The sequence below is a fragment of the Maribacter algarum (ex Zhang et al. 2020) genome, from assembly GCF_005885635.1.
Taxonomy (GTDB): Bacteria; Bacteroidota; Bacteroidia; order Flavobacteriales; family Flavobacteriaceae; genus Maribacter_C; species Maribacter_C algarum.
The window spans coordinates 1-22,605 of record NZ_VATY01000006.1 but is presented as its reverse complement, the minus strand read 5'-3'; the positions used below and the strand labels follow the sequence as shown (position 1 = coordinate 22,605).

At 35.5% G+C, this 22,605-nt stretch carries 17 protein-coding genes; 16 read left to right on the top strand and 1 reads right to left on the bottom strand.

Going from position 1 to position 22,605, the window contains the following annotated elements; genetic code table 11:
• Positions 1 to 128 precede the first annotated feature (128 nt).
• The 4 genes from FEE95_RS20735 to FEE95_RS20720 all read left to right on the top strand — a co-directional run bounded on the left by FEE95_RS20735 (position 129) and on the right by FEE95_RS20720 (position 8,984).
• Complete coding sequence (locus FEE95_RS20735; RefSeq protein ID WP_138659958.1) at positions 129 to 3,425, top strand: toxin-antitoxin system YwqK family antitoxin; 3,297 nt, start codon at positions 129 to 131, stop codon at positions 3,423 to 3,425.
• Positions 3,394 to 5,352 carry a DUF3857 domain-containing protein gene (locus FEE95_RS20730; RefSeq protein ID WP_138659957.1) on the top strand — a complete coding sequence of 653 codons (1,959 nt, stop codon included), beginning with the start codon at positions 3,394 to 3,396 and terminating at the stop codon, positions 5,350 to 5,352. The genes FEE95_RS20735 and FEE95_RS20730 overlap by 32 nt, the downstream gene beginning before the upstream one ends.
• Positions 5,353 to 5,370: 18 nt before the next feature.
• The gene (locus FEE95_RS20725) at positions 5,371 to 7,335 is read left to right on the top strand and encodes a DUF3857 domain-containing protein (RefSeq protein ID WP_238474635.1); all 1,965 of its coding nucleotides are present in this window, start codon (positions 5,371 to 5,373) and stop codon (positions 7,333 to 7,335) included.
• Positions 7,336 to 7,763: 428 nt separating this feature from the next.
• A complete protein-coding gene (locus tag FEE95_RS20720) occupies positions 7,764 to 8,984 on the top strand; it encodes a site-specific integrase (RefSeq protein ID WP_138659956.1) in 1,221 nt (406 codons plus the stop codon).
• Between the two features lie 257 nt (positions 8,985 to 9,241).
• Here FEE95_RS20720 and FEE95_RS20715 read toward each other — a convergent pair whose 3' ends face one another.
• A complete protein-coding gene (locus FEE95_RS20715) occupies positions 9,242 to 9,685 on the bottom strand; it encodes an Lrp/AsnC family transcriptional regulator (protein ID WP_138659955.1) in 444 nt (147 codons plus the stop codon).
• A gap of 118 nt (positions 9,686 to 9,803) precedes the next feature.
• Between FEE95_RS20715 and FEE95_RS20710 the strand changes: the two genes are divergently transcribed.
• The 12 genes from FEE95_RS20710 to FEE95_RS20655 all read left to right on the top strand — a co-directional run bounded on the left by FEE95_RS20710 (position 9,804) and on the right by FEE95_RS20655 (position 22,021).
• Positions 9,804 to 10,322 carry a DinB family protein gene (locus FEE95_RS20710; protein ID WP_138659954.1) on the top strand — a complete coding sequence of 173 codons (519 nt, stop codon included), beginning with the start codon at positions 9,804 to 9,806 and terminating at the stop codon, positions 10,320 to 10,322.
• Complete coding sequence (locus tag FEE95_RS20705) at positions 10,322 to 10,612, top strand: DUF1272 domain-containing protein (RefSeq protein WP_138659953.1); 291 nt, start codon at positions 10,322 to 10,324, stop codon at positions 10,610 to 10,612. The genes FEE95_RS20710 and FEE95_RS20705 overlap by 1 nt, the downstream gene beginning before the upstream one ends.
• Positions 10,609 to 11,082 carry a hypothetical protein gene (locus FEE95_RS20700; RefSeq protein WP_138659952.1) on the top strand — a complete coding sequence of 158 codons (474 nt, stop codon included), beginning with the start codon at positions 10,609 to 10,611 and terminating at the stop codon, positions 11,080 to 11,082. The genes FEE95_RS20705 and FEE95_RS20700 overlap by 4 nt, the downstream gene beginning before the upstream one ends.
• Positions 11,075 to 11,428, top strand: coding sequence for a nuclear transport factor 2 family protein (locus FEE95_RS20695; protein WP_138659951.1), 354 nt, complete (start codon positions 11,075 to 11,077; stop codon positions 11,426 to 11,428). Before FEE95_RS20700 ends, FEE95_RS20695 begins: the two co-directional genes overlap by 8 nt.
• A 125-nt stretch (positions 11,429 to 11,553) precedes the next feature.
• A complete protein-coding gene (locus FEE95_RS20690) occupies positions 11,554 to 14,082 on the top strand; it encodes a DUF5916 domain-containing protein (RefSeq protein WP_238474634.1) in 2,529 nt (842 codons plus the stop codon).
• Positions 14,079 to 14,534, top strand: a complete 456-nt coding sequence (locus FEE95_RS20685) for a GNAT family N-acetyltransferase (RefSeq protein ID WP_138659950.1) — start codon at positions 14,079 to 14,081, stop codon at positions 14,532 to 14,534. The genes FEE95_RS20690 and FEE95_RS20685 overlap by 4 nt, the downstream gene beginning before the upstream one ends.
• A 3-nt stretch (positions 14,535 to 14,537) precedes the next feature.
• Positions 14,538 to 17,165, top strand: a complete 2,628-nt coding sequence (locus FEE95_RS20680) for a M1 family aminopeptidase (protein ID WP_138659949.1) — start codon at positions 14,538 to 14,540, stop codon at positions 17,163 to 17,165.
• Between the two features lie 5 nt (positions 17,166 to 17,170).
• Complete coding sequence (locus tag FEE95_RS20675; protein ID WP_138659948.1) at positions 17,171 to 17,605, top strand: nuclear transport factor 2 family protein; 435 nt, start codon at positions 17,171 to 17,173, stop codon at positions 17,603 to 17,605.
• 90 nt (positions 17,606 to 17,695) lie between these two features.
• Positions 17,696 to 18,805 carry a serine hydrolase domain-containing protein gene (locus FEE95_RS20670; RefSeq protein ID WP_138659947.1) on the top strand — a complete coding sequence of 370 codons (1,110 nt, stop codon included), beginning with the start codon at positions 17,696 to 17,698 and terminating at the stop codon, positions 18,803 to 18,805.
• Positions 18,806 to 18,865: 60 nt separating this feature from the next.
• The gene (locus tag FEE95_RS20665; protein WP_138659946.1) at positions 18,866 to 19,525 is read left to right on the top strand and encodes a DUF6624 domain-containing protein; all 660 of its coding nucleotides are present in this window, start codon (positions 18,866 to 18,868) and stop codon (positions 19,523 to 19,525) included.
• A 157-nt stretch (positions 19,526 to 19,682) separates the two neighbouring features.
• The gene (locus tag FEE95_RS20660) at positions 19,683 to 21,455 is read left to right on the top strand and encodes a S41 family peptidase (RefSeq protein ID WP_138659945.1); all 1,773 of its coding nucleotides are present in this window, start codon (positions 19,683 to 19,685) and stop codon (positions 21,453 to 21,455) included.
• A 65-nt stretch (positions 21,456 to 21,520) separates the two neighbouring features.
• Complete coding sequence (locus tag FEE95_RS20655; protein WP_138659944.1) at positions 21,521 to 22,021, top strand: hypothetical protein; 501 nt, start codon at positions 21,521 to 21,523, stop codon at positions 22,019 to 22,021.
• The last annotated feature ends 584 nt before the right edge of the window (positions 22,022 to 22,605 follow it).

Genomic DNA, 22,605 nt, shown 5'->3' with positions numbered 1-22,605 from the left:
ATTCGGAAAATACCCTTCTTATATTTCCTTCCAATTGTCCCACCTTTTTTAAACGATTAATACCACTATATTATCGAAAACACTTACAAAAACCCTAGAATACTTTCTCCCTTTTTTATCTTTGTGCAATGAAAAATCTAATAGTCCTCCCATTCCTATTTTTCTATCTACTTAATTTCGCTCAAGAAAAAATTGAATTTATCGATTATGATTCGGTTTACGAAGGTGTAAATGAAAGCTCCGAAAAAGGAGAGTACGAAAATGCTCTGAAATATCTAGATAAAATTAGCAAAAATGATTCTACCTATTGCTCTGTATTAGTTTCCAAATCGTATTACTTAATGCAGCTTAAGAGATATGATGAGACTATTGTAGTTACCGACCAAGGCCTCGATTCTGCATGTTATGATACACATTCCTCATTTTTTATAAATAAAACCGTTGCATTATTAAATCAAAAAAAGTTCCAAGAAGCCATTTCAGTTTGTGATGAAGGATTAAAGAGCTTTCCTCAGAACAAAACTCTATTGTACAATAAGGGTGTTTCTTTGGAAGAAACAGGTCAAATAGAAGAGGCGGTAAAAATCTACCAGAATGTAATTACAATTGATCCTTTTTATAGAAAACCGTATTTTCAACTAGGCAACATTTGCTACAAGCAAGAATTAATAAGTCAGGCCCTTATGTGTTTTAATATGTACTTATTAATTGAGCCAGATGCCGACAATGCATTTGCCATATTGAAATCATTAAATTCTACGGTTCAAAGTAAAAATCAAAATTCAAAAAACCCCGATATTAAAGTCTCTGTCGATGACGATTCATTCGAAGAAATAGACTTGATTCTTAATAACAAGATTGCGCTCAATGAAAAATATGATACGGGTAATGAAATAAATATTGCACTTACCAAACAAAATCATGTTCTATTAGAGTCTTTAAAGGACTATTCAGGTAATAGAGGTTTTTGGGGAGATAAGTTTGCCAAATATTATGAATGGATCAATGCAAATAATTTTTTCGACATTTTCACCTATACCATATCCTACTCAATTGAGAACGATGCGTACAAAAAAATAGTAACGAAGAAAGAAAAAGAAATTATAGAATTTTTTCAGTTATCTAATGAAAAATGGTCTGAGATCGTTAGAACTAAGAGCATTCAGAATAAAGAAAGCAAAGAAGATCTAACTTATTTTTATGAGGATGGATATGTAAAAGGTATTGGGAAAATGGAAGGTGATTCGTTCCTCGGACCATGGCAATTGTATAATGAACAGGGTAGATTGACTGGAAGAGGCATATTCAATTCAAATGGAAATAGGGATGGAAACTGGAGTCTTTATAACAATCAGGGGGGGATTCGAGAATCGGCTCAATACTTAGATGGGAAGCTAAACGGAGCTAATATTTATTACTATAACAACGGTAGGCAAAAAATTGTTTCGAATTACAAGAGTGATAATCTTGAAGGGGAATATCTATCTTATAACAAAAATGGAGCTTTACAGGAAAAGAAGTACTTCAAGGATGGAAAATTAGATGGTCCATATCAGGCTTATCATAATGTTGGCGAGCAGTTGATAAAGTCCCAAGCCGACTATAGCAAAGGAAACATAAAAGAAAGATATCAAAATTATGCGCCTACAGGTAAAATAAGTTCCATAGTAAACTTCAAAGATGGAAAAGCTAATGGTCAAGAGAAGCAATACTATTTAAATGAAGAATTGAGCTCAGATTTAAATAGCAAAAATGGATTAGTTGATGGGTATTACAAAAAGTTTCATTCAAATGGCAATCTAAAAGAGATAGGACAAACGTTAGTAGGAAACTATGTTGGTAGCTGGAAAACCTATTACAGCAATAATACCCTTGAAAGTGATTTTAAATATAGTGATAAAGGGAAGGTTGATGGTGAATATAAATATTATGATATTGACGGAAAATTGAACTACATTTTCGAATATCGAAAAGGCGAATTCATTGCCTACAAATACTATAATAAAGCTGGTGAGGTAATTCATGAAAATCGCAAAAAAGGAGGAGAATTTTATTATAAAGGGTTTTCCCCGTATGGGAAAATAGCTTCGGAAGGTTTATATGACATAAAAGGAGGCAAAAAGGGGAAATGGAAATACTATTCTTCTTATGGCACTATAACAGATGAAGGAGTTTATGAAAACAATATCTTGCAAGGTGATTATAAAACCTATTATGCAAATGGGCAATTGGAGTCAATATCGAAATACAAAAACGATACCTTGAATGGATACTATGTTGATTATCACAAAAACGGCCAGATGAAAAGGCAGGGCTGGCATAAGAACAATGATGCCCATGGAGAGTGGAGGGGTTATAACCCCGGAGGAACATTAATTTCAATAAACTTTTTTCATAAAGGACTGCTTCATGGTGAACAATCTACCTTTTCAGGCAAAGGAATTAGAATCAAAACAAGTGACTATAAATATGGAGATGAAGTAAAAGAAAGCTTTTACGACGGGGATGGAAATATTCTATATAGTATCAGTTATCAAAGCGATAAGAAAAAATATGAAATCACATTTGAGCACAATAATAAAAAACCAAGTACTTCAATAACGTATGTCAATGGTGTTAAACATGGCCCTTACACCTTTCACGATTTCTATGGTAAAAAACGAACTGCCGGACAATATTTAAATGGGAACTTACATGGTGAATGGACGTGGTATCATGATAACGGTACTGCCGAAACCAAAGCAAACTATATCTATGGAGAGCTAGAAGGCGATTACGTTTACTATTTTGAAGACGGAACTATTGACAGTAAGTATTTCTACTCTTTAGGAAAACTCCAAAAAGATGCAATTTCTTATCACGAAAATGGAACTATTAGAACTAAGTCGGGATACTATGATAATAAATTAAATGGCAGAAGAGAGTCTTACAGTTCAGATGGTAAATTACAACTTGTACGATTTTATGAATATGGAAGACTAGTTGGCTATAGTTACTTGGATACAAATTCAGAGGAGTTGCCCATGATTCCAATTGAGAATGAAACTGGTAAAATAATAGCCTATTATGATAATAAAAAAGTTTCAAGAGAGTTGGAGTATAAGCACGGTGAATTAATCGATGTTTATAAAGAATATTATGATTCCGGACAATTACGAGAAGTAATTCACTATGCCAATGGTGAATATGATGGAAAAAGAACCGTGTACTTTCCAGATGGTACCCTAAAAAAAGAACAAATCTATGAATTAGGTAATCTAAATGGTATTGCCAAAGAGTACTTTGAGAATGGAAACTTGAAAAAAGAGGAAACCTTCCTACATGACATCAAAGAAGGAGTTTCCAAGAAATATGATATTAACGGAAATTTAATAATTGAAGAAACTTACTCTAATGGTGACATTATCCACTCCGAGTCGAAATGAAAAGGGGTTGAAATTTTTATTTCTATTCTTACTTATCATAGGGCATATCTCTCATGCACAAATTTCATCTAATTACAAAAAATATATAGAGCAATATCCTAATTCACAAGCGGTAAGGCTAAATCAAGAGACCGTTTTGAATATTGGTTTAGAAGATGGTCAGTTTGTCATATCTAAAGAGGCATTTGAAGAAGACTTATATCTGTATGAAACGGCTAAATATGACGCTAAACAATCTTTAAGTTACTCTACTTTTTATGAGTTAGATGAAATAGAAGCTTCTTCCTTAATCATTAAGAATGATAAATATGAAGAAATAAAAGTTTCAGACTTTAAAGAAAAGGATGAATTAGATGGTTCATTTTATGACGATGTCAAATCAGTTAATTTCATATTTCCAGGTCTGGGTAAGGGAGCAAAAACAAAGTTAAAATACAAGCAGACCATAAAAAACCCTCGCTTCTTAAGCGCCTTTTATTTTGGGAATTTTTATCCCATTGAAAACAACAAATTCACCATTGTTGTAGATAAGAACATTCAACTAAGATTTCAAGAATTTAATATGGAAGGTGGCTCGGTGGAGTTTACTGAAAAAAATACGAGAAGAAATAACATCTACACTTGGCAAATCAAAAACGTGGATGAGTATAAGTATGAGGATAGATCCCCTGATTACAAAAGTATTTTACCTCACATAATACCCATTATAGTTTCATACGAACATAATGGAGAAACTGTAAAACTATTAGATAAGGTATCAGACTTATATAAATGGTATTATTCATTGGTCGAGAATTTGAATGGAGAACCAGCTTCAAAAGAATTGATTCAACTTGTTGATGAACTCACTTCCAATAAAGAAAATGAGCTGGAAAAAGTGAGGTCAATTTATTATTGGGTACAGGAAAATGTAAAGTATATCGCATTTGAATATGCTTTAGGCGGCTTTGTACCTAGAGAAGCGAATGAAGTATTTTATAAAAAGTATGGCGATTGTAAAGACAATTCAAGTCTACTACTAAAAATGCTTGAAATAGCTGGTATTAAAGGGAACTTAACTTGGATTGGTACTAGAAGTATTCCATATAGTTATACTGATGTTCCAACACCCGCGGTTGATAATCATATGATTCTACATTATGAATATCAAGGTAAATCTTACTTCTTAGATGCGACAGGAAGGTTCAACCCAATAGAAATGCCTTCATCATTCATTCAAGGAAAAGAGGCATTGGTTTCAATCGACCGTGATTCCTTTATGATAAAAAAAGTTCCAGTAATTGAGCCTTCTAAAAACTTCCTTAAAGACTATGCGGTTTTAGAGTTGAGAGAAAATAATATAAGGGGGAAAGGTAGGGTCGAATTATCTGGTTATGGAAAAATAGACCTGTTATACCGATTAGAAAAAAAAGAAACAAAAACAAAACTCATTGATTTATATAACTCTGTTTTTCAAAAAGGAGACAATAGTTTTCAAATCACAGAATTCGAAGAAATAAACAAATATGACTACGACAAAAATTTGATTGTTAATCATGACTTCCACATCCCTAATTATGCTAAAACCCTAGGGGATGAAATTTACATTAATTTGAACCTGAATAAGACTATTGCCTCCAACCTCAAAACGGATAAAGATCGTGCGGTTGCCCTTGAGCATAAATATTTGGATTCCGTATTATACGAATTCAAACTAATCATTCCTGAGGATTATGTAGTTGATTATCTGCCAAAAGGCATTAATTTTTCAAGCGAGTATTTTGATAGTAGTATTACCTATGAGCTAAAAGAAAATCAAATCCAATATACGCATGACTTTAAACTTAATACCATGATCTTTGATTCTAAAGAACTAAAAACAATAAATCAATTTGTTAAAAAAATTGAGGGGCAATACAAAGAAGTCGTTGTTCTAAAGAAAAAATAATTCAATTTGTTAATCATTATGAAAAATTTATATTTTCTAGTCATTGTTCTTTCATCAATTGTAATTCATGGACAGGCAGATCTTGTCGTATCAACTTATAATTGGGATGAATCTCCAAATTATGAATTGGCCGCTAACAGCGGTGACCCTATGATGGCTTTAAAAGAAAAGTACGTTGTTGAATTTGCTTTTTCAGATGACAACAGTTTCACAGAGCATTATCTTGAACACAAGGCCTTGTGGCTCAATAGTAATGACAAAATAGAGGACTATAATAAAATATATCTACCCTATTCCTCTAGTTCCGAATTGATTGAAAATAAAGCTAGGGTTATAACCAAAGAAGGGAAAATCATCAATTTAGATGATTCAAAAATCTTAACTGCCAAAGATGAAGAAACCGGAAAATCGTATAAGTATTTTGCCTTTGAAGGAGTTGAGAAAGGTAGCATCATCGAATATTTTTATATAGAAAAAACTAAGCCTAGCTATAGCGGGACAGCGTTTCGTTTGCAATCTGACTTTGATAAAAAAAATGTTGATTTCGACCTTTATTCACCATCCAATTTAGTTTTTCAGTTTAAAACCTATAATGGGCTACCAGATATGGTAAAAGATACTTTGTCAAAGGATAAATTGCATTGGAAACTAGCATTAAAAGACCTAAAAGGTTTACCAAAGGAAGAACAGGCACCTTACACAGCTTCTCGCAGTTATCTAGTTTATAAGCTTGATAAAAACTTAAGGACTAATAAAAGTGATCTTTCTTCCTATGGGAAAGTCGCTCAAAATATTTATAACTACTATTATACCGAACCAAGTAAGAAGGCGAAAGCACTAATTCAGGAGTTTGTGAATAATACCGCTAAAAAAAGCGATAGTATAGAGACAAAAATTAGAAGTGTCGATAATTTGATTAAATCAAGCTTTATTTTATCAGAATCAGGTGGTGATAATCTAAAAGATCTAGAGGAAATTCTAGAAAAAAAGGTGAGTAATTCAACAGGGCTAATCAAGCTATATGTTGCGCTCTTAAGACATCTTGAAATAAACCATGAAATTGTCATAACTACAGATAGAGAAAAACTAGTATTCGACAAAGACTTTGAAGCACATAATTTTCTGAACAACTTCTTGATTTATTTTCCAAAGCTCGAAACATATCTTTCACCTAACGATATGGAGACTAGGTATGGATACCCGCCTGTTGCTCTTACCGACAATTATGGACTTTTCATAAAAGAAGTAAGTGTTGGAGACTTTAAATCAGGGATTGGCAAGGTTAAGTATATCAAGTCTTTGGAGGCTGACAAAACTGTTGACAAAATGGTAATTGATGTTCAATTTGATGAAGAAAACATTACTTCAAACTCGATAAAACTTGAACGATCTTTCACCGGTTATTATGCCATGCCTTTTCATCCTTACATGAATTTGATTGTTGGTGACGACAGGGATAATATTATTAAAGGCTTGGCAAAAACCATGAACCAAAATGTAGAGGTACAGAAAATGGAAATTGTAGATGAAGACCCAAAATTGTTTGGAATCAAACCTATAAAATTCGTCGTAGACGTGAAGTCTGATGCATTTGTCGAAAAGGCTGGAAACAAATACCTATTTAAGGTTGGTGAGGTAATTGGACGTCAAATAGAAATGTATCAAGATAAGAAGCGTACATTACCTCTGATTGATGATTATAAAAGAAGTTACTATCGTACTATAAATATTAAACTTCCAAATGGTTATAAAGTTGCCAATTTGAAGGATATAAATATTGACAATACATACATCAAGGATGGTGAAGAACTTTTGTCTTTCAAATCTTATTATACAATGAAAGATAACCTTATAAGTATTACTGCCGATGAACACTATAGAATTAATACCATAAGTCCGTCAATATTTGAAGACTACAGAAAAGTAATTAATAGTGCAGCAGATTTCAACAAAATTACATTGGTTTTAGAGCCAGCAGACTAATTTTGCTCACCGCATAATAATGCATATGTTTTACGTCTTATGTCAAAAGTAAAAGTCATTTATGGCATAGCTTTATTAGAATTATGTATCCTAACGTCCTTTGTCTTCACAAATAAGAAACTAGAGGCCTTGCTTAATTCCTTATTTTTCCAAGATTCTAAACAAGTTCGACCTTTGCATAAAATAAAGAACCACGCCGAAATAGGCGTGGTTTCTTGAGTGAAGTGATGGCACTAGGATTCGAACCTAGGACCGCCTGCTTAGAAGCTTTTTCAAATGGGGTTCTTCAAAACATAAAACTCATTGTAATTTATTGATTTTAAGACACTTAAATGAGTTTTGATTTTAAATGATATCGTTTGATATCATTCATTTGTTTGCAAATTGTTTGCAAATTGTTTGCAAATTTTTTTATTATCTTGAAGAATATGAGGACTTATATAACCCTTTTATTGGACACTAGGAGAGCGAAAAAAGATGGTTCATTCCCTATCATTTTTCGTCTTACACACTTGCGAAAAACCACTTCGATTTCGACGGGCTATTCAATATTAGAAAAATATTGGGATTATAGAAAATGTTCAGTAAAGAAAACCTACACCAAAGTGGCTTCAATTGCAACATTAAATACTTTGCTACTTAAAGAAGAAGCCAACGCAAATGATATCATCAACAAACTTAACGATAAAGGGCAGTTAAATTTTATGTCCATTACGCAAATCAAGAATAGAATTACCCGAAAAAGTAATTATGATTCATTTTATGAATACGGAGAATCTTTGGCTGAGGATTTAAAAGTAGCGCAACGTTTTGGTACTGCACGGAGTTACAGAGGAATCGTATCCATTTTGAAAACTTTTACCAAAGGAAAGGACTTGAAGTTTAATGAGCTTAATTACGATTTTATCAAAAAATTTGAAAAATACCATCTTGCCAAAGGGAATAGTATCAATAGCCTTTCGGTATACCTAAGGGCCATCAAGGCAATTTACAACAAGGGTATAAAGGCAGGATTGGTGGAAAGAGAAGCTTATCCCTTTGCTTACTATTCCATACGTCAAACACCGACGGAAAAGCGCGCATTGAAGATTGAGGATATTAGAAAAATAATGATATTGAAACTTCCAAAAGATATGGCGATATTCCGTTATCGTAACTACTTCATATGTTCATATCTATTATATGGTATGAATTTTACCGACATGTGCTATCTAAAGTTAGAAAACATTATCGATGGTAGAATTAAATTTCGAAGAAGAAAAACTTCTAAACTCTATGATATTAAGATAACAGAGCAACTTGCTCAAATACTTGATATCTACTTGGAAGGAAAGGCAAAAAACGACTATATCTTTCCTGTTATTAAAAGAGAAGATCCTGCAATTCAGGAACGAGAGATTTCTTGGGAGCGTAAACGTTATAATAGAGGGCTAAAAAAAATTGGAGAATTATGTGGTATTGAGCAAAAACTAACTACATACGTCTCTCGACACAGTTTTGCTACTCAGGCTATGTTAAATGATGTCCCCCTCCAAGCCATTTCTGCCATGCTTGGTCATACTAAACTGAATACAACTCAGATTTATCTGAAATCACTACCAACCAACATCTTGGATAGTTATAATCAAAAGCTGATTGCGGCGATTTAGTTTTAAACTTCTATATCTAATACTAAGAAGAAGTATCCCATAAAAGGTGAATTAACGAAACTACTAAAAGAGACCATGTTTGGGACACTTTGAAAAAGATTCTATGATTTGCAAAAGCGGTAATGTAAAACGGCCGTTTTATGAAACTTAATGTCTGCAAAAGCATTTTCAGGATGCCAAATCTTTTTATCGAATCTCCTAGAATAACTTTGCATCCGGCCTAAATCCTTCAGGTTAGTTTCCGAATAATTCCTAGTTTAAAAAGGTTCTTTATGCGTTTTTCGCCTTACAATTGAATTGAGAATCAGTGAGGTAGTCAATTCCCCATAAACAGCTAGTCTAGCATTTAAATTCTCTAGATGCTTTGGGTCACGCACAAAGCCTTTCATGAGCATACAATCATGACCCGTCAGTTTATGGCATTCACAAATCTCAGGAACCAAGCCAATGAATTCCTCAAAACGTTGTACCTGACCAAATCTTATTTTGATGGAGATATATACACCTAATGGATATCCAGCCCTATCCATATTTAAGTGAGTAGTATAGCTTTCAATCACGCCAGCTTCTTCCATTTTCTGAATACGCTCAGCTACGGTAGGAGATGATAGGCCGACTTCGGCGGCGATATCCTTTAACGCACTTCTAGAATTATCTTGAAGTATTTCTAAAATCTTCCAGCTAATTTCATCTATTTTCATTTATTAGGATTTAAATAATAAAAACATTCAAAAATAAAATATAAAGTACTATATACCTAATTATATAAATACAATCTATTGTTATGTGTTATAATTTTGGATGTAGAAACTTAAAACTATGACAATCAAAGACCTAAATGAAAATGAGTTTGATCCGTATTACGGAAGATATATCCATAAGTTATCCGAACATATTGAATTGACCGAAGGCTTTCAGAATGGCAAAACTAAAGTCTTTCAATTTTTTAATTCCATGCCCGAGAACAAGCTTTCCCATCGTTACGCATCTGGAAAATGGAGCATCAAAGAAATTCTACAACACTTAGTAGATACCGAACGTATTTTCATGTATCGCTGTTTTCGAATAGCGCGAAATGACAAAACCCCCTTGGCTGGTTTTGATCAAAACATTTATATGAGTCCTTCCGGGGCAGATAATAAACCAATAGACCTTTTACTTAATGAATTTACTGCGACAAGGTATGCTTCAATCGCCCTATTGGATAGTTTATCAGCGGAAGATTTAAACTGTATCGGTAAATCAAATGGGGGAGCTATGTCAGCTAGAGCAGCGGCCTTCACCATAATCGGACATGATATCTGGCATATGGATACCATAAAGGAAAAATATTTGTGATGCTAGAGCTAAGACCAAGTTGCGAGCAGTGTGGTAAAAAATTACCGAATACATCTACCGAAGCAATGATTTGCTCTTTCGAGTGCACATATTGTAGAGACTGTTCGCAGAACTTGTTCAGGAATGTATGCCCAAGTTGCGGGGGCAATTTTGTGGAAAGACCCGTAAGACCCAAAGCAATGATTCGGAAGTATCCAGCTTCGACACTTGATGTGATAAAGCACAAAGACATTACGGCAATCAATAAGATGAAAGATAGATATAAAGACCTAAAACCAGAAGACAGATGACAGCGGTATTTGAAAAATACAAATCTCGGAAAATCAAGTTCTCAGAGTTATTGAATATTAATGACTGGTCAGTAAAGCTCTATTCCATAACAAATAAAGACGATTTCCATTCTTTTGAAATCCTAGAGAACATCAAAGAAGCATTGCCCGTTTGGTTGTCAGACGTGGAACATTCTCGTCTTACAATCTATAGGAAATCTTTTTTAATCGTGCATGAGGCCAGAGAGGGTGTTTGGGTGTTGTTGAATTGGTGGACAGGCGGTGAAATGATACAAACAGAGGTGTTTCTGATTGAATATGATAAACCGGATTTTATCAAGAAATCTCCCTACACAAAAGGGTCATTGCTATGTGTTTGGGAATTGGAAGTTTTCGCCCATGAAAGAATGTCATGGATAAAACATGTCTTGAAAAAGTCAGAAGCGCCGAAGTTTGATGATTACCTAAAGGATGTTTTGAAAAATGACTGAAGAAATCTTACAACAATTTGCAAAGGCTTGGCAAGAAAAAAACCTGGAAGAAGTGATTTCTTTTTTTACTCATGATTGCCACTATTGTTCATCTGTGGGAATGGAACCTGGAACCTCATTCCTTGGCAGAACAGAAGTACGAAAAGGAATCCAAGAGATGATGTCACATGATATGGTAAAAGATGTTTCACTTAGCAATATAAAAATTGATGGAGATTTTGGGTTTTGGGAATGGACCTATTTTTTGAAAAATGGAAAAATAGAGCTTGGGTGCGATGTTTTTGAATTTCAAAATAATAAGATAAAATCAAAGAATGCCTTTAGAAAAGTACTGCTGAACAATTAAAATGATGTTGGATGATGAATAGATTTAAGTCTTGTATAGTTTTGTGTTTGTTTTTTTGCCCCTGTTTGATGTTTGCTCAGGATACTATCGCAAAAAGAATCTACAATACACAATTCATTGGAGAAATGGAATCCCCAAAAATTGACGGAATCATAAATGATAAGGCATGGGATAAGGTGGAATGGAGTGGAAACTACATAGAATGGAGTCCCGAAGAAAATACAGAGCCAATTGAACAAACACAGCTTAAGGTTTTGTACGATGAAAAAAACCTTTTTGTCGCCTTTAGATGTTTTGATAAAGACCCTAAGGGTATCGTAAAACGACTTTCTCGTAGAGATGGTTTTGATGGGGATTGGGTCGAAATCAATATTGACAGCTTTCACGATTTACGAACAGCGTTTTCGTTTACCACCTCCGTGTCGGGAGTAAAAGGCGATGAATTTATCTCTAATGATGGCGCTACCTGGGACAATACGTGGAACCCCATCTGGTACACCAAAACGAATATTGATGAAGCAGGATGGACTGCAGAAGTTAGAATACCCTTAAGCCAATTGCGATTTAGTAAAGACGAGGGTCAAGTTTGGGGCATTCAGTCAACACGTAGATACTTCCGGGACGAAGAGCGGTCGGTATGGCAGCGAAGCCCTATCAACGCGCCCGGTTGGGTAAGCAGTTTTGGAGAACTGCACGGACTATCTGAACTAAAACCGCAAAAACAATTGGAAATTCAGCCTTATGTGGTTTCATCCTTGACCCGATATGAAAGCGAAGATGGCAATCCATTTAGAGATGGTAGTGATTTCAAGTTAAATGCAGGTCTAGATGGAAAAATCGGAGTGACAAATGATTTAACGGTTGATTTTACGATAAATCCAGATTTTGGGCAGGTTGAAGCGGACCCATCGGCCATTGCTTTGGACGGATTTCAAATTTTCTTTCCGGAACAACGTCCATTCTTTATTGAGAACAAGAATATTTACGATTACTCTTTTTCGTCAACAAAAGCTTTTTTACCAACCGGTGGTATAGACAATCTGTTCTATTCTAGGCGAGTCGGAAGATCTCCCCAAGGATTTGCTCCTACCAACGCTGAAGAATTTTCTACTCAACCGTCCATCTCCACGATATTGGGAGCGGCCAAGTTTAGTGGCAAAACCAGAGACGGTTGGTCGATAGGGGTTTTAGAGAGCGTTACTTCGGAAGAGGTGGCAGACATCTCAGATGGAACCAATGAGCGAAATGTGGTTGTAGAGCCCTTGACCAATTATTTCGTCAGTCGGGTACAAAAAGACTTTAACAACAATAATACGTTTGTAGGTGGAATTTTTACAGGAGTGAACAGAAATCTTTCCGAGAACGTTGATTTTTTACACAAATCTGTGTACACCGGAGGATTGGATATCACACATCAATGGAAAAGCAGGGCATATTATTTAAAAGGGAACTTGGTTTTCAGTACAATTAACGGAAACCAAGATGCCATTGCCAGAACGCAGCAATCCATAACGCATTTGTTTCAAAGGGAAGATGCCGACCACGTAGCTGTGGATACTTCAAGAACGAATTTGACGGGAACCGGCGGCACATTTATGCTTGGAAAGGCATCGGGGAATTGGAGATTTGAAACCGGCGGAACTTGGCGGTCTCCAGAGTTGGAACTCAATGACATTGGTTTTCAGCTAGTAGCAGATGATATCAAGCACTTTACTTGGGTACAATACAGAACTACCAAGCCGAAGGAAGAAGTGCGTTCTTATGCCATAAATTATACCCATGTTGGCACATATGATTTTCAGGGTAACTTCAACGACCTGACCTTTCGAGTCAATGGTTGGGTAAATTTGAATAACAACTGGTGGATAAATGGTGGTACCATAATAAGTCCACATCGGTATTCAAATGCGGCGTTAAGGGGAGGCCCAAGGCTTAGACGTCAACCTTGGTTCGATTATCAGGTAGGATTGATTTCCGATAGTCGTAAAAAAATGAGGTTCAATATGAATTTCAGGGATTTATATGACATCAACGCCGATAATAATTATAGGGAAATCAATGCTACCTTAACATACCAACCCACAAATGCTTTACAAGTTTCTTTGGCCCCTTTTTATTCCAAAAATAGCAAACAATTACAGTATGTTTCCACCACCGATTTTGGGAACGCATCAAGATATATCAATGGAACTATTAGCCAGCAAACCCTACGCTTTCCGTTGCGGATAGACTATACCATTACTCCTAATTTGAGCTTGCAGTATTGGGGGCAGCCTTTTATTTCCAAAGGGGTTTACAAAGATTTTAAGTACATAACTGATGCCAAGGCTGAAAAATTCGAAGACAGATTTTCAACATTTACGACACCCCAACTGAATCTAACGGAAGGTACATTTAATGTTGATGAAGATTTAGATGGCAACATGGATTATAGTTTCTTAGATCCTGATTTTTCCTTTGTCCAATGGCGTTCGAATATGGTATTGCGATGGGAGTATATACCAGGATCGGAACTTTATTTGGTTTGGTCACAAGACATTGCCCAGTTCGGCGACGTTAATGATGGACTTTTTGAGGGCCTGAACAATAATATCTTGAATAAAAAGCCTGAGAATATATTTCTCATCAAGGCCACATATCGATTTGCTAAATGAGAATAAATTCAAAAATACGCATCGCTGGTCCTGACGATATTCCACAGATTATGGAATTATGCTGCCTACACGCTGAATATGAAAAGGCTGCATATTCCATAAAGAATAAAAAAGAAAGACTCTTAAGAGACCTATTTGCAACCGATCCAAAATTATATTGTTTGGTAGTTGAAAGTAATGCTGAATTAATAGGATATGCGACATACATGAAACAATATTCCACATGGGATGCCGAAGAGTACCTCTATTTGGATTGCATCTATATTAAAGAATTCGCCCGAGGTCTGGGAATCGGTGAAAAATTGGTGAAGACCATTGAAAAACAAGGAAGAAAATTGGGATGCAGTTTAATCCAGTGGCAAACACCCGATTTCAATATCAGGGCGATAAAATTTTACAGGCGTATTGGGGCAGTATCAAAAAACAAGGAACGCTTCTTTCTAAAAATTTAAACGATGAAATCAAAAATGTACAAACCATTGTCTACGGTTTTCCTAGCTGTATATCCTTTCATATTTATGTTTTTTTCGTGCAAAGACAAAAAGGAGATATCGTTAGCTGTAAGTGAAAGGGTAAATCAAGAACGAATACGGAAAATCGATATGAAACACCAAATACTGGATTTGGAATTCGATTGGAACCAAAAACAAGTAAAAGGTTCAACCAGCATAACATTCTCGAATCTTACAACCTCTGATACCCTCTATCTCGATTCAGGATTGCTTTCTATTCATACTGTTCAACTTGCAAATGGAACAAAATTGGATTTTGAGTACGATGGTTCGGACGAAGAGAATGGATTAAAAATCGTCTTGAATAAACCATACCCCCCAGATGAAGACCTTACGGTGGAAATAGACTATCACTCCAATTGGGTAAATCAGTCCGACCCCAGCAATATCTGGGGAAGTTTTGGAAAAGGTATTCGTTTTTTTGAACCCAGTCTAACTGAAAAAGAAAGAAGAAGGCAAATTTGGGCCGTCGGAGAGGCACGAACTAATAAATATTGGTACCCCTGTTATGATGCCCCGAATGACTTTCGAACTACCGAGTTCATCGCTACTGTTGCTAAACCCCTTATGGCCATATCCAATGGAAAATTAATTGACACTAAAGATAATGAAGATGGAACCAGAACCTTCTATTGGAAAACCGATACCCCTCACGCGAACCATCTGACCTCCTTTGTAATCGGGGAATATCAAAACTACCAACAAACCTATGGGAATATTGAATTAAATAATTATGGCTACCCTGACGAATATATTGGAACTAAGGAAAGTGTAATAAGATTACCAGATATGATGGAGTTCTTTTCGAATCTTACCGACCGAGAATACCCGTTTGAGAGCTATTCTCAAATTTTTGTTCAAGATTTTGGAGGGTGGAAAGGCAATATGATGACTTCCACAATTACAGAGAACATGATCGACGATAAAACCACACATGAAGATTTTCTATATCTGTGGGATATTACCGAAAGTGAAGCCCTGGCACATCAATGGTTTGGAAATCTTATTACCGTTAAGGATTGGAGCCATTCCTGGCTCAGCAAAGGGTTTTCGCGACATCTTGCTGCTATGTACAATGAACATAAGAATGGGCGAGAGGAATTTTTGCTCTACCAGCAATCCCCAGATATGAATACATACCTCAATGATTGGAATTCGAATACGAGAAATCCAATCGTCACAGATGACTATGATGATGTCGAAGCTTTTGTAAATGGTAATTCTCCATATATCAAAGGAGCTCTGGTCTTAAACATGTTACGTTCAGAATTGGGAGAAGAAAAATGGAAAAGGGTAATCAAAGAATATGTCAGTACGTATGCCGGAAAACTAGTTTCCACGCAAGACTTCATTGCCATCGTAAATCAGGTCAATAACCAACAATTGGATTGGTTTTTTAATCAATGGGTTTACGGTATAGGACATCCGGTTTTTAAAGTGGAGCACGTGTTCGATAAAGAACAAAAGCAACTTAAATTACATGTTGACCAAATCCAGAAAATGGATTCCGTTTCACACTATAAACAAACAGAATTTTTTCAAGGCAAAATGAAGATAGAGATTGATGGAAAAGTTGAAGAAATCCAACTTCAACCTATAAAACGGAATAGTTATGTCTATAATCTTGAGAAAAAACCAAGGTTCGTCAATTTTGATTTTGAGGATGTTTGGATAAAACAAGTAAGGTCAAAACCATCGCAAGAAGAATTGATCGCCGAACTTAAGGGTAGTAAGGACGTATTGGGCAAGGTTGCAGCTATGGGAAAATTATCGACCATTGCTAAAGGTTCGACTATCTCTAAAGAATTGAGAACGAAAATTAAGAATGAGCTTCGAAAAGTCATTTTAAGCAAGCAATATTGGCGGACAAGGTTGAACGCTTTATGGCAGTTTCAAGGTCTTCTCCCATTGACATCCACTGACGGGGTCATTGCAATGGAAAATGAAACCATTGAAATGCTTAAAAAATTGATAAAAGAGGAGAAGTCTTGGTTGAAATCCAACGCCATAAATGTACTTGGCCTGACTCGCGATTCAACTTATAATCCAATATATTTAGAAGCATTACACGACTATAGTGACAGGGTCGTAAATACGGCCGCTATTGCCATTGGCAAGACCAAGAATTCAAAAGCCTTTGACGCTTTGATACGGCTCAAGGATAAACCGTCATGGAAAAATCAAAGCTTAATCAGTGCACTCTATGGTTTGAAAGAGCTTGAAGATCCAAGAGCCTATGATTTGGCCATTCAATCACTAATTGATTCGCACAATCCACATTGGAACTTGGGAACGCCCATCTGGGATCATCGTTTGGCTGCAGCACACACCTTAGTTGCCATTGATAAGGCAGATAAGGGATACCCTGCAATTTATGCACAATTTCAAGATGCTTTAAAAAATGAAAACGTAAACGATATTTTTTACAACGCCTTGCAAGTGTCAATTCTAGGTGACCCACGAGGGCAGGTGGTATTTGAAGAACTTTATAAGAAATTCAGTAATAATAAGAATGCGCTAAAAGCAATAGAACAACTGGAAAACACCTTTAACAATTCCATTAAAAATTAAAAATCATGAAAAACATAACCTTATTCTTAGTCGCGGCATTTTTCAGCATTCATCTTGTTAATGCTCAAAGTAGTAATAAACGGACTGAAATAGAAAAAATCACGGAGACTTTGATCGATTACATTGAAGGCTCAACAAATGGACAACCGAATCGATTAAAAAAAGCTTTTCATCCCGATCTTAAATTGTACTACATAAAAGATGGGGAATTGGCAACATGGGGAGGTAAGGATTATATTAAAGACACAAAGGAAGGAGAACCTACTGGCGAAACGGGAAAAATAATTTCAATTGATTATGAAAATGATATTGCCGTTGCTAAGGTTCAAATATCACAACATCAGAATAAAGCTCCTTATATAGATTATTTTATGCTAACCAAAATAAAGGACAAATGGAAAATAATTCACAAGATGTTTACGAAAAGGGTGAATGGTTAATACGAGTATTTAAAGAAAATAATACTTGCCAACCTATACAATGGTCAAACTCAATTCATTAAAATCATAACACTAACTAAAGGACAAAATATGAAGTCAAGATTTTTTATCCTAGCATTTATTTGTTGTACACAATTCCATGCTCAAACGGATATTGAGGTCGAGGCGATTGTCTCAAAATACAGGAATAGTTATAAAGTACCAGCAATTGTAGCTTCGGTAATCAAATATGATACGATTTTCTATGGTACTTCTGGAGTCAAAAAAGTAGACTCGAACGATGAAATTCAGCTAGATAGCAAATTTCACTTAGGTTCCAATACAAAGGCTATTACTAGTATGGTGGCGGCTAAACTGGTTGATGATGGTATCCTAGATTGGGATATCAGGTTGTTGGATGCCGTTCCTGAATTAAAGAATAGAATAAATGATACCTACTTAAATATCACACTGGAACAGTTGCTTTCACACCGAGCTATGATACATCCTTTTGAAGATGATAGTAGTAAGGAGTGGCGAAAAATGCCTGTTGAATCGATCAAGTCATCTCAAGACCAAAAAATGGCATTCGCCAAATATGCGCTCAATTTAAGTCCAGCGAAAAACATAAAAACGAACCATTTATATTCCAACGGAGGATATATCATCGCAGGTTTGTTATTGGAACACCGAACGGGCAAAACTTGGGAACATCTGGTTTCCGAGCTATTCGAGGATGTTGGAATCGGACATTATATAGGCTTCCCAAGTCAAAATGAAATTAATGATACTCACGGTCATGTAAAAAAAGGCAAAAGCTATAAATCCGTTGCTCCGGATAAGGAATATGCCACTGGAAAGTATTTTGGTCCCGCGGGCAACCTTTCGACCAGCATAACCGATTTTTCGAAGCTTATGCGCTTGCATTTAAGAGGATTAATGGGAGAAGACAATCTGCTAAAACCTGCAACGTATCAAACAATGCATTTCGGATTAGATAAATATTCCTTAGGATGGTACAATGGCAATATTGGCGAGACGGAGCAAAAGTTCAGCTATCATGGAGGAAGTCTAGGAACCTTTTCCTCAGCTGTAATCATAAGTGCCGATAGAAAAATAGCGATTGTAATTTTGATCAATGCGGATAACAAAGATGTAGACCAACTTAAGAATGAACTTCGTGTCGAGCTCTGGGACAAATATGGCGAGCGGGACCAATAAGCGTTTAATAGTAATCTACATTTATTAACGCAATAGTAAAACAAGAAAAACACCATAAAAATGAAAACAAAATTAATAACGCTTTTGGGGATAGTGGCTTGGCACATTATACCTCTCAATGCCCAAATAGATTCAAAGCCTAACCAAGAATTAATTCAAAGACTGGAAGAAATCCATAATTCAGATCAGGAAAGCAGGGATGAACTGATGACCGTTTTAGAGCAAAAGGGAAAGGACTCAGGTGAGTTCAGGGCAATGAACAAAAAAGTAAGTCAAATAGATTCAGTTAATACAATCGAAGTAACCCAAATATTGGATCAGAATGGCTGGTTAGGGGAAAGCACTATTGGAAAACAAGGTAATATCACCCTGTTTCTGGTTATCCAACATGCAAGTTTACAAATACAAAAGAAATACCTACCTATGCTTGAAGAGGCAGTTAAGTCCGGCAACGCGAAACCGAGTTTTCTAGCCATGCTCCAAGATCGTATAGCCATGCTGGATGGAGAAAAACAGATTTATGGTAGTCAATTGAACACAAACCAGGAAACAGATCAACTATATGTCCATCCCATCCTAGATTCCGAAAATGTAGATAAAAGAAGAGCGGAAGTAGGCTTGGGCAAAATATCCGATTACCTCGCTATGTTTGGCATTAAATGGGATATCGAGGAACATAAACGAAGGGTTATAGAATTTGAAAAAAACAATGATAAGTGAACTTTAGATAAATGAAAATCACGAAGACTTTTTGCAACATATTAAAGATATACCTGTTCATTAGACGTCTCAAATCGTATTTGAGACCATTAAATAAGAATTTGAGCCTTTAAAGATTCATTAATATAGGAGCTTTGTCCTATTGAAAATATTAAATATGAAAACTAAATTACATACATTATTATTCGCATTTTTAAGCATAGTTTGTTTTGCCCAAAAAGAAGTAACCTTTGAAGTTTCCGATATTCCTGCAGAAGGTTCACAATATATAGGTATACGAGGGGATACTACTCCTTTAAGTTGGGAGAAAACAATATTTCTTAACAAGAAAGACACAAACTACGCGAAAGTTTTAAAGTTCGATACAGGGATTGAAAGCATTGAATATAAGTTCGTTTTGGACAATGGTAAGGATGTTCAATGGGAAGGTATTCAAAATCGTAACGAAAGTATAAGAACGGGGAATCATTTCTTTAAAAGTAAATGGAACCAAGAAAAGTTTATCGATCCGAGTACCTTACCGAAATTGCCGGTAAAAGACTTAATGGAAGATTTTGAAGTGATTCGCAATACAATACTAAAAGTGCATCCCGGATTATATCGATATAATGATACTGTAACGCTTAATAAAAACTTGGCTGTTCTGAAAAATAGTTTTCAAAAACCACTTACGTATGATGAAACCTTTCTGGCAATGTCAAAGTTTATCGCAACTATTCAATGCGACCACACTTTGGTTTCAGCGTATAACCAAGAGGGAATTATTACATCTCTCATCCATCGGCAAAAAGATAAAGTCCCATTTGCGTTTAAGTGGATAGACAATCGAATGATAATAACCCATAACGCTTCTGATTCCGATAAAATAAGGAAAGGTTCCGAAGTACTTTCAATGAATGGAATACCAAGCTCCGATATTCTGGAAACATTATTGCCATACATTACCGCTGACGGTGCGACAGTTCAAAACAAGATTACTAAGGCGCAAGTGGATGGATACCTGTTTCGATATAATGCGTTCGATGTTTTGTATCCCCTTATATTTCCGATTCAAAATAATGAAATCAAGTTGGTAATTAAGAATCCAGACCAACAAAATACTTTTGAGGTTTCGTTAAAATCAGTAACAAGAAAAGAGCGAAATGAACGACTTGTGAAACGAAATAAAGATTTTCCAAGAACACCCGAAGATTTATGGAAGTTTGAAATATTGGAAAATAATATAGGATATCTAAAAATCGGAAGCTTTGCCACAGACGATTTCAAGACCGATTGGAAATTTATGCTCAAGGATGCTTTCAAAGAGATGAAAAAAAAGAAAGTAGAAAACTTAGTATTGGACATCAGAGAGAACCAAGGAGGTTTGGATGATGCTTCCTACGAGTTGGAAAAGTATATCTATCAAAAAAATGTTGTTGCCGACGGCTTGGAAAGTCGGTCAAGGTTTTTGGAATTTCCAGAAGAAGTAAAACCTCACATTCAAACATGGGACTATTGGTTCTATAATCTAAAGGAAGATGAAAATTATAAAAAAGGTATATATTATGTCTTTCCAAGAAATAGAACTAAAAAGAGCATCAAACCCTCCAATACTACATTCAAAGGCAATATTTACATGTTGACCAGCGCCAATAATGTTTCTGGAGCCTTTTATTTAGCTAGGTTGTTTAAGAAAAGTAAAGGTGGTATATTAATTGGTCAGGAGACTGGAGGTAATCAAAATGGCATAAATGGTGGGGCAATTCTGTTTTTTAAACCACCTAATTCGCGTATCAACATTAATTTACCGGTAATGGGTTCTTTTTCGACTGAGCCACTTTCTAATAGCGGTATCATCCCCGATGTTATTGTTGATGGAACAGTTGAAGATTTAATAAACAATATAGATTCAGAATTGGAAAAAGCGATTGAATTAATTAACAAAAATTGAAAAGTTCCAATCGCTGGATGTTCACATATATAAATGAAAAAACCCTCAACGAATTGAATCAGAAAATGAATAGAATTTTTATAGCATTTAGTATCATCCTAATGGTTTCCTGCTATTCAGAAAAATCAGATTCAGATTTTAAGATTACTTACAAAAATGATAACGAAGGAAATTCCATAATAGGGAGTAAAGAAGAGTTGATTAATCACGTTAGAGGGGGAGCTACAATAAAAATTGGATGGGGTTCTAAGGGAAAAACTCATAGTATCGAGCATTTATCCGAGCCCATTTGGATTGCTGTATTGGATGAATCAGAAGTAATTGCACATTTGGATGCTCAGGTACTTTCAAAAATAGATTGGGTTAGCTTAAGTGCAAATTATGCTGACAGCACATTGTTAAACCAAGAATGGAGAGTTGTAATTACCACTAAAGGGGAATTCGATGCAGTTTGGTACGACAGAAAAAATAATGAAATATTAAAAAGAAGACCGCAGAATCATGTAATAACATGGTTTGTAAAAAACAGTAGCAAAGATAATAGTCCATTGTTTAAAACAAATTGAAACCAAATTGCCTTACTCCTTTTACCGCCGCAATTCCTATAAGGTTAATGTTAATTTCTATCCAAACCAGTTTTAGCACCGCCCGAATTGGTCGTTCTAAACGATAACGAATATGACATTCGTCGGTTTAAGAGAAGTAAATTAAAATTGAAGGTGTCATAGAACTAACGTTTTTTAGGACAATGGATGCTGGAATCTCTAACGTCGCCCCAAATCTTACCCAAAACTTTGCGCAAGGTCCCTGTCCTGTTTTTGTAGTGTTCAGATAGATAAGCGTTAAGCAAAAACAGGATAGGGCGCATCCTACTATTTGTTCTTTAAAATATCCTTTAGGGCGTATTCAAAACTTGGGAGTGAAACGGAGAAGATTTGAATAGCAAGAGGGCAACACGCTAAAGCGATGTTGCTAGTTTAGATACTTCATTCATATGACTGAAAATGAGTGGTTTACGCCTTTAAATTATTGCATTTTTAAAATGTGTCGTTAAAAAGTTTACTGTAAAAACGCTGGAAACCCCAGTAAACATTGAAAAAGTTTGCTGTAAAACCTATAATTTTCCATTAAAATAGTTATCACTCGTAAG